We start from the raw sequence: 20690 nt of genomic DNA on the forward strand, positions 1-20690 counted from the left end.
TCAATTACGAATTAGAATGCAGCGGATGAGTGAATTTATTGTATTTCTGTAACCTTCAATTATAATAGAACAATCCACCCTCACGCAGTACACAATTCGTAATTCGTAATTGAATAATTCGTAATTGAATTAGTATCCTGTGTTTTGTTGCAAATTCGGATTCGCAGTTCTGTCGGCAGCGGGGATGGGATACAGCGTGCGGTAATCATCCACCGCCTTGCCTTCCTTCACATTACCTTTCCAGGGCCACAGGTAGCTGCTGCCGGTAAATTTACCAAAGCGGATCAGGTCTGTTCTGCGCTGCCCTTCCCAGAACAGCTCACGGCCTCTTTCTCCAAGAATAAAATCCTGCGTAAGCTGCGGCTGCGTAATATTACCACTGGTATTTCCGTATGCGCGTGTGCGCAGGTTGTTCACATATTGCAGGGCCGTTGCAGCACTGCCGCCGGTACCGCCGCGCACTACTGCTTCTGCATACATCAGGTACACATCTGCCAGGCGGAACATCGGATAATCTGTATCCGGAAAATCGCCTGTCTGGTCAGAGCCGTGTACACCTGTGCTGCTTACGTTGCGGTACTTGCCAATAGCATAACCATCGGTAAATGTAAAGATGTCGTTGATCTCCAGGTTTTGCCCGCTGGTGTAGAACATGGCGCGTTTATCCGTGTTGCCGGAAGGATCGGCAAACTGCCCTACAAAAGCTTTGGTGGTGCGCAAACCGGCCCATCCGCCGTTAATGCCAAAACTGGCTGCAGGCATGCTGCCTCCTACTGCTGCATGCACCAGAAAGGTCATGCCGCCATAGGTTTTGGTGCGGATGCCATCAAATGTGATGGGGAAAATGATCTCGGGAGAGGTGTTGTTATCTGTCAGGAACAGCTTACGGTATTCATCTGACAGCGCATATCCTGCACCTATCACTTTAGTGCAATAAGCAATGGTTTCCGTGTATTTCGGTTGTTTAATGTATACTTCTGCATTCAGGTACAGCTTTGCCAGCAGGGTCCAGGCAGCAGCTTTATCTGCGCGGCCATACTCATTCTGGCGGGCATCTACCAGGTCGGCATCAATAGCTTTCAGCTCTGCTTCTATGTAATTGAACAGGTCTGCGCGGTTGATCTGTTTGGGAAAAAAGGATGCGCTCACTTCATCTGTTTCTGTAGAAAAAGGCACGTTACCAAACAGGTCCAGTGCATGCCAGTAAGCCAGGGCTCTTAAGAAACGGGCTTCTGCACGGAAGTGTTTTGCTTCTTCCAGATCTGCGCCGCTGATGCTGTGGCTACTCAGCTTATCGTCCGTTGTTTCGCGGATGAACTCATTACACACGGCTATTTCGTAGAAGATACGGTCGTACGTAGCTTTCACAAATTCATTGCCGGTGGTCCAGGTCATTTTGTGATAGTCCGGCAAAGTACCGTCGTTCCAGGATATTACTGCTTCATCTGTAGACAGCTCCTGTGCGGACCAGTACTGGCGGATGTAGTTGGAAAAACCTTCATCGATACCGGTAAGGTCCGGCTTACCTGCAGGCCCTTGCTGGCCGCTGATAGCATAACCTGCATACAGCTTGGCCAGGATGGATTTGTAATTCTTAAAATCGTTATATACGCTGGCTGATGTTTGGTCATAGAACGGTACACGGTCCAGGTCTTTGGTGCAGGAGCTGGCCAGTAAGGTCATACTCACACAGCCGGCCACTACCCATTTATTGATATATTGCTTTATCATTTTTTCCGGTTTTGGTCAATTAAAAATCAAGATTCACACCCAGGGAATACACGCGGGGACGGGGATAGAACTTGTTGTCTATGCCTTCGCCTACATTTGTGGTGCCCACTTTATCGTTCCCTAATTCAGGATCCAGGCCGCTGTAACCGGTGATCACGAACAGGTTTTGTACGGTGGCGGATACACGCAGATTCACCTTATCCCTTAACAGGTGTTTGAAGTTATAGCCCAGGCTCAGGTTATCCATGCGCAGGAAAGAAGCATTCTCTACGTAATAATCAGAGAAATACTGGTTCACTGCAAAACCGGTTTCATTTATGCTGGTGGACATATTAGCCAGGTAGTTCTGGTAAGAGAAGTTGCGGTAAGCGCCGTTGTTGGAGCTGGCATTGTTATATACATAGTTGCCAATGCTGCCGCGTAAAGAGAATCCCAGGTTCCAGCTCTTATAACCGAACTGTGAGTTGAACCCTAACAGGAATTTAGGATTGGGTGATTTATAACGGTAACGGTCATCCGGCGTTATCTGCCCGTCTTTATTCAGGTCTTCATACTGCCCTTCTACCGGTTTACCATCTTTATACACTTGTTTGTACACATAGTAAGAGAAGGGTGCGTAACCTACGGAGTGGATCTCAACCGTGTTACCGGTACCGCCGGAAATAGTGCCTATGGGTATGCCCTGCGCCTTGGGATCCTGCACCTTGGTAAGGTTGGTGATCTTTATGGTATTGTAGGTGAAGTTAAAACCTGCATCCCAGCTAAAGTCTTTGGTGCTGATGGGCGTAGCGTTGAGGGTGAACTCAATACCTTTTGTTTCAATGTTACCTACGTTGGTAAGCAGCTGGTTGGTAAGGTTAGAGCCGGCTGCTACCGGTATTACGCTCAGCAGGTCTTTTGTTTTCTTCACGTAATAATCCACGCTGCCGGAAATGCGGTTATTCAGGAAACCGAAGTCCAGGCCGGCGTTATAAGTTTTTGTTTCTTCCCATTTGATGTTGGCGTCATAACCTTCCGGGCGCAGGGTAAGGTAATAGCTGTTACCAAACTGGTACTGCGCGGTAGGATCGCTGAGCGTGTAACGGGGCAGGTAAGGGTAATCGGTTAAGAGCCCGCCGAAATCCTGCTGACCGGTAACACCGTAGCCTACACGCAGTTTCAGGTCAGAAATGGTTTTGGAATTTTTCAGGAAGGCTTCCTGGTTAATACGCCAGGCCAGTGCTGCTGAAGGGAAAGTGCCCCAGTGCTGCCGGAAACGGGATGATCCGTCGCGGCGTACGGTAACTGTTAACAGGTAGCGGTCCAGCAGAGTATAATTCAATCTTCCAAAAAATGATACTAAGGTGTTCTGTGTTTTAAACGGTATGCCGGCAGCGCTGATGGTATCGCCTTTTGCGTTCAGATCAGGGTAAGTTGGTTCTGTACGGATGAAATCCTGGTAAGAGTAACCGCCTGTTACATCAATACGGCTGCTGATACCCTTCAGGTCCTTTGCATAGTTCAGGTAAAAATCCAGCAGCTTGTTGTTGCGCGTTTGTGAATAAGATTTATCAGTACCTCCGCGGTTAAATACGTTGCCTGCATAAGCCGGTATCAGGGTACGGCCTTCTGTTTTAGATACGTCGTAACCCAGGTTCAGGTTAGCTCTTAATTCCGGCAGGAAGTGAAATTTATAATCGAATGCGATATTACCCAGGCTTCTCTTCACTTCGCCTTTATCATTCTTCAGCTCCAGCATGCTCAAAGGGTTGCGGGTAGCCAGCGTGTTAGGCGCGGTGTTATTGGTGGTAGGATCCAGCCATTCAAAATAGTTACCAAATGCATTGGTAGTGTGAATGGGTTGAGTGGGATCAAAAGCCACGGCAGCATTAATGGCTTCCTGGTCTGCAAAACGGCTCTTGGTGATAGCGCCTCTTACATTCAGGTCTATTTTCAAATGATCATCCAGCAGGTGCGGGCTTAAGCTGATGCTGGCAGACTGGCGGCGCATGCTGGAGGTTTTGAGAATCCCATCCTGGTTTGTAAAACCTACTGATACGCGGTAGGGCAGCGACTTAACAGCACCGCTAAGATTCAGGTTATTATCCGTACTAAAAGCAGTGCGGTAAATAGCATCCTGCCAGTTAGTATTGGCGGTGCCCAGCAATGCTTTCTGCGCAGCGGTGCCATGCTCGTTCACTACCTGGCGGAACTGGTCTGCGGATAGTACCGGTACAATACCTTCTTTCTGCGACAGGGAGTTGATAGTGCTGAAGTTCACACGCAGCTGATCCCCTACTTTTCCTTTTTTGGTGGTGATGATGATCACACCATTGGAAGCGCGGGAACCGTAGATAGCTGTTGCAGAAGCATCTTTCAGGATGTTGAAGCTTTCAATATCATTGGGGTTAATGAAGCTTAATGGGTTGGAGGTACCTTTTACTTCGGCGTTATCCAACGGCACTCCATCTACCACTATCAGCGGATCGTTGCTGGCATTCAGGGAAGAACCGCCACGGATGCGGATCTTACTGCCGGCTCCCGGTGCACCGCCGTTGGAAGAGATCTGCACACCTGCTACCCTGCCGGTGATCAGCTGTTCCGGTGTGGTAACAGTGCCTTTATTAAAATCTTTGGAGCTGATGGCGGTGATAGATCCGGTAAGGTCACTTTTCTTTTGTGTACCGTAACCTACTACCACTACTTCATTCAGGCCGCGGGTATCTGCGCTGAGCTGGAAATCCTGCTGCAGCGCGCCGTTAATGGTGAAAGGCCGCTCTATGGGCTGATAGCCGATCATTCTTATTACCACAATAACATTGCCGCTGTTAACCGGCAATTTGAAACTGCCATCCGGGCCAGCGATGGTATTCTGATTGGTTCCCTTAATGAACACGGTGGCCCCGGGTAGCGGCTGACCTGTTTCGTCGGTCACCTTACCGCTGATATTACCTGTTTGTGCATAGGTGATAAGGGAACACGCCATAAAGCACAACAGTAACAGATACTTGAGAAGGCGTAGTTTTTGCATCCTGTGAAATTTTTGTTCAGTTTTAGTTAAGCTCGGGAACGATACCGGGAACGTTCCCGAAACGTGGCAAAAAAATATTACATAACGATGCCGCTAAAGTAAATGAATTTCCGGAACTGCAAAAAAAATTTTAACAAAGTGTTAAACCGGGTGAGGGGAAATATGCTGAAATGCTTTATGGATAAGGAGTAGCGGGGATGGATCGCAAGCTACGCGGCGACAGAATGCAATGGATTGCGGAGTTCTGGAGGGTGATCCGGGCGGGCGGTGGCGGGGAAAAATTTAAGGAGAAGGGAGGTGATGACGGGTGAATTACCAGCCGGTTGTTGTGATGAAAATTAAAGGGAAAAGGAAAACGGCGACGGGTGATTTTTCCGGACGGCTGCAGGAATAAAAATTTCAGGGAAGAGACCCTTACCGCATATTTATTTTTATCCCTTATTTTGGCATGCAAACTCCAAACCATCTTTTTTGCAATGATTAAAGAAACAAAAACAGAGTTATTTGCGGACTACTTTCAGTTTTATATCCAGGATGAAAATGCAGACGGTGATCTTTCTGATTCCTGGACACAGGAAGCAGTTGACAGACTATTAGCTTTGGCGCCGGGTACCATCGGCGTGGGAACAGTCAGGAATATGCACGTTCCGGTTACTGTTAAAATATTTGATAGCGAACCGGAAATGATAGCTGATAACGAGCATATCGCACAGATAAATGAGTGCAGCCTGGAGACGGATACCGGCAGACTGGTGCTGGCAGGGTGCACCGATTATTTTCCTGACGCTCTAAGAATAGAGGTTACACCCGGAACCCACCGGGCCCGCATTTACTATGGCAACCTTGATAAAATAAGTGAAGATGGACTTGACGGCGAAGATTTTTATGAAATTCATCTGTGGAGGACGAACAAAAATGAAGCCCTATTGATAGTCAAAGACAGGAATAGAGCGACCCCTTAACGGCCCACCTGGCACGTCCCTTGGTATACATTGTACATGGCTGTAAGAAAAAGAACATCCAATCACCTGTTATTGGTGGAAGCCAAAGATGCAGAATCTCAGGGCGATAGCGCCAGGGCCATTACATTATATCAACAGGCAGTAGCGAACGATCCGCTGGAGGAACAGGCCTGGCAGCGTTTAATGATATTACATCGAAAACAAAAGGATTACCCAGGCGAGCTGAAGGTTATTAATCTTGCTTTAAAAACATATGAAACGCACGCCCGGGAGGCACAACGGCAATGGCTGCAACAACACAAAAAGGGAGCTTCGTTGTTTAAGTCCCTTGCAAAAAGCCTGGGATTAATGAACAGTAAGGGTGAAATGCTGAATGATAATTCTGTAATCAAAAAATGGACCCGGCGCAAAGAGATGGTAACGGCACGTTTGAAAAAACGGCCAAAGAAGTAGAAGGATATTGTTCATACCATTAGCGATGATGCAGGAAACAACGATCCGTAACTAAAACCGCTCCGCCTCAGGAGCTGGTTGACTTCCGCGGAATGATCTTAGACTTCAGCACTACATGATCATGCACCGGCGCACCACTTTCCAATGATTTGAACAGCAGCTGCGCAGCATGTACACCTAGGTCCCGCGCGGGTTGCGTGATGGTAGTGAGCGAAGGACTTAACAGCGGTGCAATTTCCAGGCTGGAAAAACTGATGATCTTTACTTTTTTAGGAATGTTGATATTCAGATCCTGGCAAACGTAATAACTTACAATAGCCAGGCGCTCTACTGCCGCAAACACCCCATCCGGCTTTATGGTGGTTAAAACTTTGGAAATGATGTTGTAGCTTTTCTTATGATCGTTGCTGCAATCTATTACCAGGTCTTTGTTAAAGGGAATGCCTTCTGCAGCCAGCGCATCCACATACCCCTGCATACGCACGTTACCGATGGACAGGCTTTTGTTGATCACCAGGAAAACGATCTTCTTACAACCCGCTGCTACCAGGTGCCTGGTGGCATTAAAGCTGCTTTCATAGTCGTTAGTAGTTACCTTGGCCACGTCAATATCATCATACACCCGGTCAAAAAATACCAGGGGCATATGCCTCTTTTTCAGCTGTTTCAGGTAATTGTGATCTTTGGCTTCACCGGATGCCGACATAATAATGCCATCTACCCTGCCATTGGAGAGATCATTGATAATGGAAACTTCCAGCTGGTATTCATCATCCGTAACGTAGATCAGCGAATGGTAGCCCTTTTCCCTGGCCACCCGTTCAATCCCTTTGATGGCCTGTGAAAAGAAATCGTTGGCCAGCTCCGGTACAATGATGGCAATGGTATTACTTTTTTTCTCCCGCAGGTTGCTGGCATAGAGGTTTGGCTGGTAGTTCAGCTCCCGGGCGCGGGCCAGGATGCGCTCTTTTGTTTGCGCATTGATATCGCTGTTGCCCCGGAAGGCTCTTGACACGGTTGATGTGGACAATTTCAGGTCCTTTGCCAGCTCTTTAATATCAACTTTATCCATCGGCGCGAAATTACAATATATTTGAACGATAAAATTTAGCTAATAAATTGCGTATTTTTATGCAGATTAATTTTTAGCCATGACTTTGCCCGGAATATTTCACCTTACCGCTGCCCGCCTGAGCGCCATTGGCAGCTTTTCTACCCCTCCCCCGCCGCCTTATACCAGGGCAGGCAAATAAGTACAGGATCCCTGTTACTTTCTGTTTATAGCCGGCAGCTAATGCCGGTGCTGTGATCCCCTGCCCTCTCCTTTTCTATTTCCCGGTTTATTTACCGCGCTTTACCAAAGCTGTGAAAGGCTTTGTGGCAGTGCATTACAATGTTTTTTATTCAATGCTTAAATATATTATCATGGTTTTTGCCGGGGCCTGCTGCTTCGGCATCCTCTCTACTTTTGTAAAAGTTGCCTACCAGGAAGGTTATGCCACCGGCGATATTTCCGGCTCCCAGGCCTGTTTGGGCATGTGCGTGTTGTGGTTATTATATATACTAACCCGTAAGCGGGAAGGGGCCCCGGGACCGGTATGGCCGGTGCTGCTGGCCGGCACCAGCATTGGGTTATGCACGCATTTATATTACCTGTCTGTCAAATGGATCCCCGCTTCTGTGGCTATTATTTTCCTGATGCAGTTTACCTGGATCAGCATGCTGCTGGAATGGGCCTTTTTCCGGAAACGGCCTACAACGCTGCAGCTGGCGGCTATGCTGCTGATCATGGCTGGTACGGTAATGGCCAGCGGGGTAGCTGATGCCCGGGGAACATTGCCCATAAAAGGCATCCTGTTAGCTATGGCTTCCGCGGCTGTTTACGGTATTTATGTAGTGGCCAGCGGGCGGGTAGGCAATACTTTACCTGCATTAAAAAAGAGTGCGCTGATGATGACAGGATCCACCATCATCATTTTTATAATTGCCAGACCTCATTTTTTATTTGACGGGCAATTATCAATGGGCTTAGCCAAATGGGCCCTGTTCCTGGCTTTCTTCGGAACCATTATTCCGCCATTGCTGTTTGCTGCCGGGATTCCGAAAACAGGTGTAGTGCTGGGCGCTATACTCATGACAGCAGAGCTGCCGGTGGCGGTGGTTACGGCGCACCTGGTGTTAAAGGAAAATATGTCGCTGCTGCAATGGGCAGGCGTGAGTGTGATGTTGTTTGCGATGGTAATGGGGCAGAAACGAAGTAAGGAGTAGGATTATGAAAAGGTAATGCAGCTGCTATTAGCTGCATTACCTTTTACATTTATCATTTACGGCGTGGTCATTTCCTGAATAGCGGCGCTTACCATACTGGCCTGGGCATCTAAATGCGCGGCGGTTTTCCGGTCCTTTATAGATTGCAGGACGGGTACAAAGCGGCCCTGCAAATGGTAGGGTTTATAATCACGCACATATTTCAGCGCTTTTTGAAAGTTGTCATTGAACGTAACATTATCGCTGGTTTGTTCCAGCAGCTTCAGATAACCTACTACCACGCGGGACTTCATATTGGTGAACATACTGTCGAGCGTGCGGCTAAAGAAATCCAGCTTCGTGGTATCGCCGGACATTACGTATACCGCAGCCAGCGCCCAGCTTAAATAATCCTTACTGTCTTTTTCCAGCATGGCGGCATAGTGTTTTGCTTCCGGCATATTCACGGCTGCCATGGCGCTTAACGCAGCGGCCTGTACGCCATAGGAACGGCTGTTTATTTTTTCCCGGAACAGGGGCATGTATGTAGTGTCTTTCAACCGGCCAATGGCCTTGATGGCAGCAGCCTGCACCAGGGTAAAACTGTCTGTCCTGGCCAAGTTCAGTAATACCGGCAGCGCAGCAGCCTTCAATTCCGGCTGCTGCATGTTCAGCGAATCCATGGCCGTGATGCGCAGGCGGAAGAATTTATCTTTACAGGCGGCTACTAATACTTTACGGGCATCAGCATCCTGCTGTGCGGCAGCTGCTTTTTGAATGGCTTCCAGGCGATCCATATACAGAGGGGCATGAAAATACTGGTAAGCATATTCCTGCAAGGACTTATGATCTGTTTTTACCGCGATCAATACTTTATCTGCATCTACATTCACCAGCTCCGGGCGGGAGGGCAAAGCAAAGCGGAAGGTATCCGCTTTTTGCTTCATCCATACTTCGTGGCGTTCTTTTTTCCCGTTAGTATATATATCAATGGCGAAAGGAAGAGTAAATGTTTTACCGGCCTGTGTTTGCTGCACGTACACGGTTTGTATTCCCGTAGCTGCGTTCCAGTTATACTGAACATCGAGGTAAGGATGCCCGCTGCCATAGTACCATTGGTTAAAGAACCAGTTAAGATCGCGGCCGCTGGCTTCTTCCAGGGCTAAACGCAGCTGCTGCGCTTCTCCTGTTTTAAATGCATTCTGCGTAAGGTACAGGTGCAGGCCTTTGTAAAACACCTCCTTACCCAGACAGTTACGCAGCATGTGCAGAATGCGGCCGCCTTTCTGGTAAGTAACGCGGTCGATCACATCTTCCTGCGTATCGTAATAAAAACGCACCAGGTTCTTTTGTTCATCTGCCAGGCCACCATCCATGTATATTTTCAACGCATTGTTGTTCGTATAGTCGCCGGCATCGGGACCGTATTTGTATTCCTGCCACAGGGTTTCGCTGTAGTTGGCAAACGATTCATTCACAGTAAGGTTGCTCCAGCTTTCCGTGGTTACATAATCGCCAAACCACTGGTGAAACAGCTCATGTACAATGTTGCCATCCCAAACGCGGTCATCGGTCAGCTGCCGGTCGTTCTGGTAAGTGAAATCGCCATGTACGGTGGCAGTAGTATTTTCCATGGCGCCGCTTACAAAATCCCGTACAATGATCTGTGCATATTTATTCCAGGGATAGTCTACACCCAGGGTATTGGAGATAAAGGTCATCATCTCCGGGGTGTTGGCAAACAGCTTTTTTGCATAAGGCGCCTGCGCCGGCTCCACATAATAGCTTACTTCCCTATTCTTCCATTTGTCTTTGTAAATGTAGTACATACCGGTGGCCATCATTACCAGGTAAGGCGCATGCGGCAGCTCCATTTTCCAGGTATCTGTGCGGGTGCCATCGCCATTGGAATGTTGTGCCGCTAAACGGCCGTTGGAAAGAGTGGTATAAGCGGCAGGCACCGTCATGCGGATCTCTGTGGTCATCTTCTGATTTGGCTTATCAATGGTGGGAAACCAGGCGGAGGATGCTTCGGTTTCGCCCTGGGTCCAGATCTGTACCGGCTTTCCGGGAATAGTACTATCCGGGTTCGTGAAATATAAACCGCGGGCGCTGGTAATGGCGCTGCTGCCTTGCGATTTAACCAATGCCGGCTGCGCGGTATAAGCAATATAGATGGTATACTTTTCGCCGGGGCGGTAAGTTTTATCCAGCTTTATCTGCAATTGGGCGCTATCGTACCTATATTTTAACGGTTGCTTTTTACCGGCTTTCATTAAGGCCAGCTCGTGGATGAGCATACTCTTTGCATCCAGCGTAAGCGAATCCACTGCATAGGCATATGGCTGCAATATGATCCAGGCCTTGCCATGCAGCAGCTCTTTGCGATTGTCAAAACTCACTTCCAGCTCAGTATGCACCAGGCTGTTGACCTTCGGGGCTGTTTCCCGGTAAACACCCGGCTGCTGCGCTTTAGCAGGCAACATGATAAGAAGAAAAAGAACTATTATTAAAAAAAATTGCTTGTTCATCCGTTGGCTTTTAATATGCCACAAAGCTAGGATGGCGCATTGGCACGGGATAGTACGTTATTGCGGTTTTGTTACTATCTTGCTATTGGTACCTTTATTCATTAAATACATTTATGAGCCGCAGTATCTTACACCAGGGGGATTATTATGGCAACATTCAGAAGAAAGTGCAAACCAAAGGGGTGATCCTTACTTTAAGCAACTACCCCATTCACACTACGTTGCCCGATCATTTTCATGAGAACAGCTATCTCTGTTATGTGCAGCATGGCAGCTACCAGGAACAATCTGTGTCCGGTAAGCTGATCTGCGAGCAGGAAGATATTGTTTTTCACCCTGCGGGTATTGCACACAGCAACGCATTCCCGGCAGCTGCAGCCAGCTGCTTTAATATAGAAATAGATGCGGGCTGGCTCAGTAAATTTGAAGCAGGACCTTTCACCCTGACTAAAATTGCCCGCTTAAAAAGTACGGCGTTGAAACTATTGATCCATAAAATGCAGGCGGAGTTCCAGCAATACCATGCCTGGTCTAACCTGATGATAGAAGGCCTTACACTGGAATGCATGGCCCTGTTCCTGCGGGAAAAAGCATTACATAACGATGTGCCCAACTGGTTGCGCATGGTAAAAGAAATACTGCATGAACAGCAGGAACCGGTAGCGCTGGCTGAATTATCAGCCATTACGCAAATGAGTCCCTTTCATATTGTTCGGGCGTTTAAGAAAGCATATGGCGTAAGTATCGGTGAATATGTAAACCAGCTAAAGACAGACCGCGCCTGTACGTTATTGCGGCATACGCAGCAGAACCTGGCGCAGATTGCCGTGGAGTGTAACTTCGCGGATCAAAGCCATTTCGGGCGGATCTTCAAAAAAATTACCGGCCTTACACCGCTGCAATACAGGAAAGCAACCGCGTAGGCCGGCGTGTAAAAGGGAAGTTTAAAACAATGTGAAAGGTGCGTTATGAAATGGCCACCTGCTGCTCCAGGAACTGCCAGTTGAAATATTGTTGTGCATTAAAATAGCAGATGTCCTGCACCACCTTACCTACCCAGGGTAGATCATTGGGCAGCTCTCCGCTTTCAATTTCCTGGCCAAACAGCTCACATACTATACGCCGGAAATATTCATGGCGGGGATAAGACAAAAAGCTACGCGAATCTGTGAGCATTCCCACAAAACGGCTTAGCAAACCCATATTGGATAAGGCATTCAGCTGTTTGATCATACCATCTTTCTGATCCAGGAACCACCAGGCAGAACCAAATTGCACCTTACCTGCAACGGAACCATCATTGAAATTACCGATCATAGTGGCCAGCAGCTCATTGTCAGAAGGGTTCAGATTATACAGGATGGTTTTGGCCAGCTTGTCCTGACCGTCCAAACGATCCAGGAATTTGGCAAGAGCACGTGCCTGCGAAAAATCACCGATGGAATCCCAGCCGGTATCGGGCCCCAGCTGGCGCAGCATACGGGAATTGTTATTACGTAAAGCGCCCAGGTGGTATTGCTGCACCCAGCCTTTTTCCCAGTCCCACTCTGCCAGCTCCAGCAACAATGCGGATTTGAACTTGCGGTTCTCTTCCCGTGACAATGCGGCGCCACCTCTTATTTTTTGGAAGATGGCTGCTATTTCTGTATCAGTAAAATCATCTGCATAAATTTCTTCAATACCATGGTCTGATACGGAGCAGCCATTAGCGGCAAAGAAATCGTGCCGGTTACGCAGCGCATCCAGCAGGTCCTGGTAGCTGTTGATAGTAACATCCGAAGCTTTTCCCAGCTTTTCCAGGTATTGGTTATATTTTACGGGATCATCCACATTCATAGATGCATCCGGCCGGAATGCAGGCAGGATGGGGATCTCGAAGCCTTCTTTTTTCAGCTGCTGATGGTATTCCAGCGTATCTACCGGGTCGTCTGTAGTACATACCAGCGCTACTTTCATTTTGCGCAGCAGGTTGCGCACGGAGAAATCAGGGCTCTGCAGCTTTTCCGTACACTCGCCGTAGATCCTGGCAGCGGAAGATGGATTGAGGACCTCGTTCACATCAAAGTAACGTTGCAGCTCCAGGTGTGTCCAGTGGTAAAGCGGGTTGCGTAAGGTATAGGGTACGGTGGCGGCCCATTGCTCAAACTTTTCCCAATCCGGCTTATTACCCGTGCAGTAACTTTCATGCACGCCGTTGGTACGCATGGCCCTCCACTTATAGTGATCGCCGTATAGCCAGGCTTGTGTTAAATTCTCAAACTGCATATCCGCTGCTATTTGTGCGGGCGGCAGGTGGCAGTGGTAATCGATCACCGGCATTTCTTTTGCATACTCATGGTATAAACGCTGAGCAGTGGCACTGTTTAATAGGAAATGCTCATCCAGGAACTTTTTCATACTTTATTAATTTATACACTCATCTTAACATGATTAACTTTTTTCAGCAGGCTGCCGGCGCCTTCCTGTAACAGGGCGGAGAGCATGTTGGTAACTGCGGTGGCAAAACCTTTCAGCTCCGTAAGATCCGTACCCCACAGCGCGGTATTGCTTAATACAGTTCTTACCAGCACCGCAGGTTCCAGGCGTTTCCACTGGGCATGATACCAGCCTGCATGATCGTCTGTTATTGTATATACCTGGCCGTTTGCAGTGCCTTTGTAATCCCCTTCTGCCGTTTGCTCACTGCGCATGAACAGCAGGTAAGCAGCAAAGCCTAATGCCATCAGCTGCGGCGCTTCCTGCGTGCGGCTGTAATGGCGCAGCAATACGGGCACATTACGCATCTTCATTTTGGAGGTGTACTGCATGGTGATGCTGATCCACTGATGCGCGAGGTGCGGGTTACGGAAGCGGTCCAGCACACTATGTGCAAATTGCGTGGCCGCAGCAGCAGTGATATAAATATCGGTGATAGCGGGTACCATTTCCTGTAACATGAGCGAGGCAATGGCAGCTTCCATATCCGCATCTTCCATGGCCTGGCGTACAGTAGTAAAACCAGCCAGCACTGCCAACCCGCAGCTAAAAGTATGGGTACCGTTCAGGAGGCGCAGCTTCAGCTCCCGGAATATATTAATATCCGGCGCCAGTACAACACCGCTATCTGCTTCACTGAAGCTTAAACGTTGCTTTACTATTTCGCTGCCGGTTTCAATAGCCCATAAGCGGTAAACTTCCGACATGATCATGAGGTCATCTTTATAACCCAGCTTCTGCTGCATGGCTTCCTGCTCTTTTCCAGGTAATGCGCCAGGCACAATACGGTCTACCAGCGAGCTGCAGAAATAATTTGACTGCGCTACCCAGCTGATAAAGGCTTCCGGCAAACTATTACGGGTGGCCAGCTCCAGCACTATGTCCTTTAATTTTTTACCATTGTCTACGATCAGCTCCGTGGGAATAATGACCATCCCTTTATCTGCTGCACCATTAAAATGCTGGTAACGATGGTACAGGAAGGCCAATAATTTACCCGGGAAAGAGGCTGGTGGCGCGGCATGCACATTATCATCGGTGAGGGTGATGCCTACTTCTGTGGTATTGGATATGATGACCTGCATATCCGGGTTTTCCGCGCATTGCAGGATGGCCGGCCATTCTGCGGCAGCGCTTAATACACGGCTGATGGATGCGTTCAGGATATTTTCTTCTACCTGCTGCCCCTGCTCAATACCACGCACACAAAGCGTGTACAGGCCATCCTGCTCTGCAAAAGCATCGGTAGTACCCTTGCCGGTGGATTTTACGATCACCACCCGGCCGTTGAATATGCCGGCTTTATTAGCTTTGTCTATAAAATAATCCGGCAGGCCGCGTAACAGCACACCGGTACCAAACTGTAATACCTTTTCGGGTAGCTGTAAATGGGAGGCTTCCGGCAGCTGTAAAGCTGTATTGCTTTTTAGTGCTGATAATTGTTCTTTAGACAACTGTTTCATCATGACAAATTTTTAAAGTCGATGGTCCATGGTCCATAGTCCATGGCCTTCTCCAGTATTACCTATTTTGCGTTATAAGCTATGGTCCATGGACTATGGACCATGGACTTATTTCGCCTGTTTAATCAACCAGTTCACCAGGTCTGTAGCGGCCTGGTAATTTTCGTATTCCGGCGGCAGCTTTCTGCCATCCAGGTACTCATTGTAAAACCAGGGATCGCCTACGGCGAATACGGCGCCCTTACCCACCTTTGCCACTGACATCAGCACATGGTCCCCATCTTTATATACAGCCGTAGCAGGTGATTTCAGCGTCATGCTGCTCAGCTCTTTGATATATACTTTTTTGGTGTGCGCAAAAATGGGATGCCCGGCAGGGATCTGTAATGCGCCCTGCTCAAACTGCCGTCCCTGCACATGGTTACGGCTGTCCTCATTAAAATGAATACCAAAACGTTCTGTTAACAGGTTGATATGCTGCAGTTCTGCATTGGCAGAATCATTTTCCATGATCACCAGCACACCGCCTGCTTTTACCCAGTTGTACAGCTGCTCCGCATCCTGCGCCGTCATGTAATTAGGCTTTGCGGTTTCCTTTTGTGTATCCGGATCCACTATGACATAAATGTTGCTGTGCTGCAGGTTGGCGGTCGTAGGCGCTACAGATAAGGTATCCAGTGCTACGCCATAACGGTTAAATACATGGCCAAACAGGGAATAACCGTTGTTATCCTTTTCGTTCCATACGTAGTGCCAGCGCTGCATTTGACCGGCAGCATCCTTACGCCATTCGTTATTAAAGTACTGATCTAAAGTAACCCTAAGCCCTTTACCGGTGTTTAATGCGGGCAGCATTTCCATTTCATTGGCAGCCATAATATAAGCGCCTGCACCTTTGGGGTCATTGGTCACTACCTTTTCGCTGAGGTAATAGGCATAGCTGCCATCGCGGTAGGGATTCCCGCCCAGGCCCGCTACGCTGCACACGCCTTCCAGGTTTACGCCGCCTGCTTCTGCCGGCTTAACGAACTGTTTCTGGATACCGGCAAAACCTTTTTGTGCTACTGCACGATAGGTAAGCGGTAGATATCCTTTTCTTACTCCTTTCTCCAATGCATATACGAACATGCAGGAGCCGGAGGCTTCCAGGTAATTACCTTTTTCCTTTGCCTTATCCATTACCTGGTACCAGCAGCCGGAAACAGGGTCCTGGTATTTCTTTACTGCAGCGGCATAGCGGTTCAGGATGGCAATAAGCGTATCCCTGCCTTTATGATCTGCAGGGAAATGGTCCAGCACATCTACCAGGGCCATACCATACCAGCCCATGGCCCGGTCCCAGAAGTTGGGCGAGCGGCCGGTAGTCTTATCGGCCCATTGCTGTTGCCGGGATTCATCCCAACCGTGGTACAGCAGGCCGGTACGATCATCGCGGGAATGTTTTTCCATCAGCACAAACTGGCGGGTAATATCATTGAAGGCAGTATCCTCATGAAAGAGGGCTGCATATTCTGCATAAAAAGGTTCACCCATATACAGGCCGTCCAGCCACATCTGGTAAGGGTAACGCTGTTTGTGCCAGAAACCGCCGTCGTTAGTGCGGGGCTGGGTGCGCAGCTGCTCCCGCAGATGGTCTGCTGCTTTTTTATACTTCTCATGACCGGTAACCCTGTACAGCAAAAGTAACAATGTGCCGTTCTTTACATTATCTATGTTATAGTCCTGCGCTTTATAGGTACGTATGTTGCCCTGATCATCTATATAATGATCCATGCTTTGCTGCACATAGCTGAAGTACCTGGCATCGCCGGTATTTTGCCAAAGGCCGGCAATACCTTCCAGCACTACCCCGTGGTCGTAGGTCCAATTGGGGGGGCTGGATGCGGAATCTTTCCATTTACGCATCATGGTAGTGGCCATAGCTGCGGACTGCGCGTGAGCAACGGCGGCGCTGAGGGCCAGGGCCAGTATGGTAATGAATAATGCGTTTGTTTTCTGCATGATCCTGTTTGCTTACTTTACCTGTAGTGCCTTGTTAGTGGCGCCTGCAGTGAATTGTGTACCTTCTTTTGATTTACGTATATCGGTGCCAGTTACCAGTATGTTGCTGCACTTTTCGCCCTGCAGGGTCATAAACCGGTTAGCCTGGTCGTACCTGATGTTATTGAACGTAAGATCCTGGCTGCTGCGTACTGTGATCAGCGCGCCGGTATCTTTGATGAGCAGGTGCACATCAGACAGGTGTATATTTTTTGCTTCCATGCATTCGATCCCCTTCTTTGCGCTGATGGTCATATGATCCATGAAAATACCGGAGATAGGCATTTCCGGTAAACCACGTATGAATACTGCTTTGGCGGCATTGTTACATACAATATTGCTGATATGAAAATCCCGGAACTGTGGCGTGGCTTCTGTTACAGGAAACACCTCTACTTTGGGCGCTTCCCTTTTTTCGCCGGATAAGGGCACCGGGTCTACAGCTGCGTAGTACATATCAAACAAAATAGCTTCGCCGGGAATATCTTTCATCTTTATATCTGAGATGTAAATTTTTTCTACTACACCGCCGCGGCCACGGGTGGTTTTAAAGCGCAGGCCAATATCCGTACCCATAAAAGTACAGTTGGATACAAACAGGTTACGCGCTCCGCCTGACATTTCGCTGCCTATTACAAATCCGCCGTGGGCGTGGTATACTGTGCAATTATCTACAATGGTGTTTTCTGTTGGCTTGCCTCTTTTACGGCCCTGCTCATCACGCCCGGATTTAATGCAGATGCCATCATCCCCCACATCAAAAGTGCAGCCGGTGATACGTGCATAATTGCAGGATTCCAGGTCTACCCCATCGCCATTCTGCGCGTACCAGGGATTTTTTGCATATACATTCCGTAACGTAATGTTCTCACATAACAGGGGATGCAGGCACCAGGCCGGCGAGTTCTGGAAGGTAACGCCTTCCAGCAGCACATTCTTACAGCTGCTGATGCTGATAAGGTTAGGCCGCAGAAAATCCTTTACATCTTCATAATCGCTGATCTTTTTACCGGGCATGATAACGCCTACCAGCTTCATTTTGGAAGCATTGTAATAGTTTCGGGAAGGGTACCAGCCGCTGCTGTCCTTACCTTCACCGATCATACCGCCGGAAGCTACTAACTTCTTCCACTGTGTTTCCGTGAGCTTATCTTTTTTCACGGCGCGCCAGGCATCGCCGGCGCCATCAATAATGCCACTACCGGTAATGGCTATATTTTCCAGGTCAACCCCCGATACCGGCGCCTGGCAGCGTACGGCGCGTAATCCCTCATAGGTGGTTTCCACAAGGGGGTATTGATCGTGACTGGCTGAGAACTGTAATACCGCGCCGGCTGCCAGATGCAGGTTCACATTGCTTTTGAGTACAATAGGGCCGGTGAGCCACATACCTTCCGGTATCAGCACTACTCCGCCGCCTTTACTGCTGCAGGTTGCTATCGTAGTATTAATGATCTGTGTGTTGAGTGTAATACCGTCTGCCTTTGCGCCTGCATCTGCAATGTTAAGCGTATCACGGCGGAAGTGCGGTTCGTAGATCTCCGGCAGGTCAAAACGGTACTTGCCTTCAAAGGGTGTTTTGGCCAGGTATTGGGCCAGCGGTAAATGTTTTTCGGAGATCTCTTTTGCTACCAGGCTTGCAATGCAAGTGGCGCCATAGGTATTGAAATGCGTATTGTCTTCCACTCCCTGAGGCAGCGTGTTATAATGGCCTGCCGGTGTGGTCTTGAACATTTTTACTGAACCTTCGGGCCCCAGCTTTACCAGCAGCGCTTCGCTGCTTTTATGCAGATCTATCAAAGGAACCTTATTAGCGGCGGCTACTTCCCTTACTACGCCGGGATAGTCGCCATGCTGATCTACAAACTTCCCATTCTCATCAAACTTACGGCGCATTACCGGTGTAAGCAGAATGGGATTAGCGCCTTTAGCGCGGGCCTCCTGCACAAAGCGCAGCAGGTTCTCTTTGTAGGTAGTATGCGGAGCTGCATAACGGGTGCTGTCTGAGATCTTCTGATCATTATGGCCAAACTGGATCATGACATAATCGCCGGGCCTTAGCTGCGCCAGCACACTATCCCAGCGATGCTCATTAATAAAACTTTTGGTGCTGCGGCCATTCACGGCATAGTTCTTTATCTCCACCCCTTTTTCAAAGAACAGCGGAAACAGCTGCCCCCAGCCTCTTTCAGGGTTATCTATCAAAGGCTTATCGGCCATGGTGGAATCTCCTATCATGAATACACGAGGCGTTTGTGCGCTTTGCAGCCATCCGAATAACGACAACAGTAAGGTGATATATAATTTCATTAACTCAATTGCTTTAGGCAAAATCAGCGGTGCTAAATACTTCCGGGATGCCCTCTACTTTAAGGCGCCCGCGTGGGTGATTATCAGCAGTCGGTTTGCGGTGATTTATTCATAACGTTAGTAAGCATGTGCATGGAAAATACCGGACAGCGGTGCGTATAATGTAGATATGCAAAGTTAACACTGTGGCTAACATGCGGCCGGTATCCGATTTAACAATTGTACAGCTATATTCAGTAATACAAAAGCATTTAGGATGATTTTTTTACGCAAACGTTGCCGGGAACGATGCAGGGGGCGTTAAGCTGAAAGGGGAAAGCAGAAAGCATAAAGCTGCTTATGTTTTGAATATGTGCTGCCGTAACAAATGCTAAATAATTAATATTCATAATACACGCTAATTATTCACTATTAAAACCTGTTAAAAAACCTTATTTTTACTGATCCGTTATGAAATTTGCAGCAGCCACTATAAAGGATATTGCCAAAGCTTTGGGTCTGTCTACCTCCACGGTTTCCCGTGCCTTGCGTGACAGCCACGAGATCAGTACAGAAACCAAACAGCTGGTGCTGGAATATGCCACCCGTATCAACTACCATCCCAATCCCATAGCCCTGAGCCTGAAAGAGAAAAGGAGCCGCTCCATCGGGGTGATCGTGGCGGAGATTGCCAACAGCTTTTTTTCGCAGGCTATTAACGGGATTGAATCTGTAGCGAATGATAAGGGATATAATGTGATCATCTCCCAAAGCCATGAATCATACGACAAGGAGGTAATGACCCTTCAGTACCTGTCATCCCGCTCTATTGACGGTCTGCTGATCTCTGTATCTACCGCCACCAAAGACCTGCAGCACCTGAAAGCCCTGCATGAGCGGGGATTTCCTATTGTATTCTTTGACCGTATTGTGGAAGATATTAATACGCATAAGGTAATGGTGGATAATTTCCGCGGCGCCTATGATGCTACCATGCACCTGATAAAACAGGGGTATAACAATATTGCCACCATCACCAATTCAGAAAACCTTTCCATTACCCGCGAAAGAGTGGCCGGATATGTGGAAGCGCTGGCGCAAAAGCATATAAAGCCGCGTAAACAGCTGATCAAATATTGCTTTCATGGCGGCATGATGCTGTCTGAAGTAGAGGAAGCCATTACACAGCTTCTGAAGGTGCGCCCCCGGCCCGATGCTATTTTTACCGGTTCTGATAAACTAACTACCGGCACCATGCGTGTGCTGAAAAGAAAAGGGATCCGCATTCCCGAAGATATAGCCGTAGTAGGCTTTTCCAACTCTGATCTTATAGAGCTCTTAGATCCGCCTCTGACCGTTGTACGGCAGCCTGCCTTTGAAATGGGACAGGTAGCTACTGAGCTGCTGTTGCAGCTTATAGAAAGCAAACGGCCGGTGAAAGATTTTGAGAGAAGGATATTGGCTACAAGCTTGATTGTTAGCTGAAAGC

General features: G+C 48.4%; 13 protein-coding genes. 5 read left to right on the forward strand and 8 right to left on the reverse strand.

Annotated features, from left to right (window positions below; genetic code table 11):
* Positions 1 to 129: 129 nt before the first annotated feature.
* Together BMZ54_RS19290 and BMZ54_RS19295 are read right to left on the reverse strand one after the other, a co-directional pair.
* Positions 130 to 1731, reverse strand: coding sequence for a RagB/SusD family nutrient uptake outer membrane protein (locus BMZ54_RS19290; protein ID WP_089915609.1), 1602 nt, complete (start codon positions 1729 to 1731; stop codon positions 130 to 132).
* Positions 1732 to 1750: 19 nt separating this feature from the next.
* A complete protein-coding gene (locus BMZ54_RS19295; RefSeq protein ID WP_238386623.1) occupies positions 1751 to 4696 on the reverse strand; it encodes a SusC/RagA family TonB-linked outer membrane protein in 2946 nt (981 codons plus the stop codon).
* Positions 4697 to 5106: 410 nt separating this feature from the next.
* On the opposite strand from BMZ54_RS19295, the gene BMZ54_RS19300 reads away from it, so the two are divergent.
* Together BMZ54_RS19300 and BMZ54_RS19305 are read left to right on the forward strand one after the other, a co-directional pair.
* Positions 5107 to 5703: a hypothetical protein gene (locus tag BMZ54_RS19300; RefSeq protein WP_202909295.1), complete on the forward strand. Its 597-nt coding sequence runs from the start codon at positions 5107 to 5109 to the stop codon at positions 5701 to 5703.
* Positions 5704 to 5739: 36 nt separating this feature from the next.
* Entirely contained in the window at positions 5740 to 6156 is a 417-nt protein-coding gene (locus BMZ54_RS19305) for a bacterial transcriptional activator domain-containing protein (RefSeq protein ID WP_143081071.1), read from the forward strand.
* 67 nt (positions 6157 to 6223) lie between these two features.
* On the opposite strand, the gene BMZ54_RS19310 is transcribed toward BMZ54_RS19305, so the two are convergent.
* Positions 6224 to 7228 (reverse strand): LacI family DNA-binding transcriptional regulator, encoded by a 1005-nt coding sequence (locus BMZ54_RS19310; RefSeq protein WP_089915618.1) that lies wholly within the window; start codon positions 7226 to 7228, stop codon positions 6224 to 6226.
* 353 nt (positions 7229 to 7581) lie between these two features.
* Between BMZ54_RS19310 and BMZ54_RS19315 the strand changes: the two genes are divergently transcribed.
* Positions 7582 to 8424 (forward strand): EamA family transporter, encoded by an 843-nt coding sequence (locus BMZ54_RS19315; RefSeq protein ID WP_202909296.1) that lies wholly within the window; start codon positions 7582 to 7584, stop codon positions 8422 to 8424.
* A 56-nt stretch (positions 8425 to 8480) separates the two neighbouring features.
* On the opposite strand, the gene BMZ54_RS19320 is transcribed toward BMZ54_RS19315, so the two are convergent.
* Positions 8481 to 10934 carry a M1 family metallopeptidase gene (locus BMZ54_RS19320; protein WP_089915621.1) on the reverse strand — a complete coding sequence of 818 codons (2454 nt, stop codon included), beginning with the start codon at positions 10932 to 10934 and terminating at the stop codon, positions 8481 to 8483.
* Positions 10935 to 11047: 113 nt separating this feature from the next.
* On the opposite strand from BMZ54_RS19320, the gene BMZ54_RS19325 reads away from it, so the two are divergent.
* On the forward strand, positions 11048 to 11857 hold the full coding sequence (locus BMZ54_RS19325; protein WP_089915623.1) for a helix-turn-helix domain-containing protein: 810 nt from the start codon (positions 11048 to 11050) through the stop codon (positions 11855 to 11857).
* Between the two features lie 43 nt (positions 11858 to 11900).
* Here BMZ54_RS19325 and uxaC read toward each other — a convergent pair whose 3' ends face one another.
* From uxaC to BMZ54_RS19345, 4 genes are all read right to left on the reverse strand, one after another.
* Complete coding sequence (gene uxaC / locus BMZ54_RS19330; protein WP_089915626.1) at positions 11901 to 13331, reverse strand: glucuronate isomerase; 1431 nt, start codon at positions 13329 to 13331, stop codon at positions 11901 to 11903.
* A gap of 11 nt (positions 13332 to 13342) precedes the next feature.
* Positions 13343 to 14875 (reverse strand): tagaturonate reductase, encoded by a 1533-nt coding sequence (locus BMZ54_RS19335; RefSeq protein WP_238386624.1) that lies wholly within the window; start codon positions 14873 to 14875, stop codon positions 13343 to 13345.
* A 105-nt stretch (positions 14876 to 14980) separates the two neighbouring features.
* A complete protein-coding gene (locus tag BMZ54_RS19340; RefSeq protein ID WP_089915632.1) occupies positions 14981 to 16873 on the reverse strand; it encodes a glycoside hydrolase family 88 protein in 1893 nt (630 codons plus the stop codon).
* Positions 16874 to 16885: 12 nt separating this feature from the next.
* On the reverse strand, positions 16886 to 19222 hold the full coding sequence (locus BMZ54_RS19345; protein ID WP_089915634.1) for a glycosyl hydrolase family 28 protein: 2337 nt from the start codon (positions 19220 to 19222) through the stop codon (positions 16886 to 16888).
* Positions 19223 to 19672: 450 nt separating this feature from the next.
* Between BMZ54_RS19345 and BMZ54_RS19350 the strand changes: the two genes are divergently transcribed.
* Entirely contained in the window at positions 19673 to 20686 is a 1014-nt protein-coding gene (locus BMZ54_RS19350) for a LacI family DNA-binding transcriptional regulator (protein ID WP_089915637.1), read from the forward strand.
* The last annotated feature ends 4 nt before the right edge of the window (positions 20687 to 20690 follow it).

It is taken from the genome of Chitinophaga rupis, assembly GCF_900109685.1.
Classification (GTDB): domain Bacteria; phylum Bacteroidota; class Bacteroidia; order Chitinophagales; family Chitinophagaceae; genus Chitinophaga; species Chitinophaga rupis.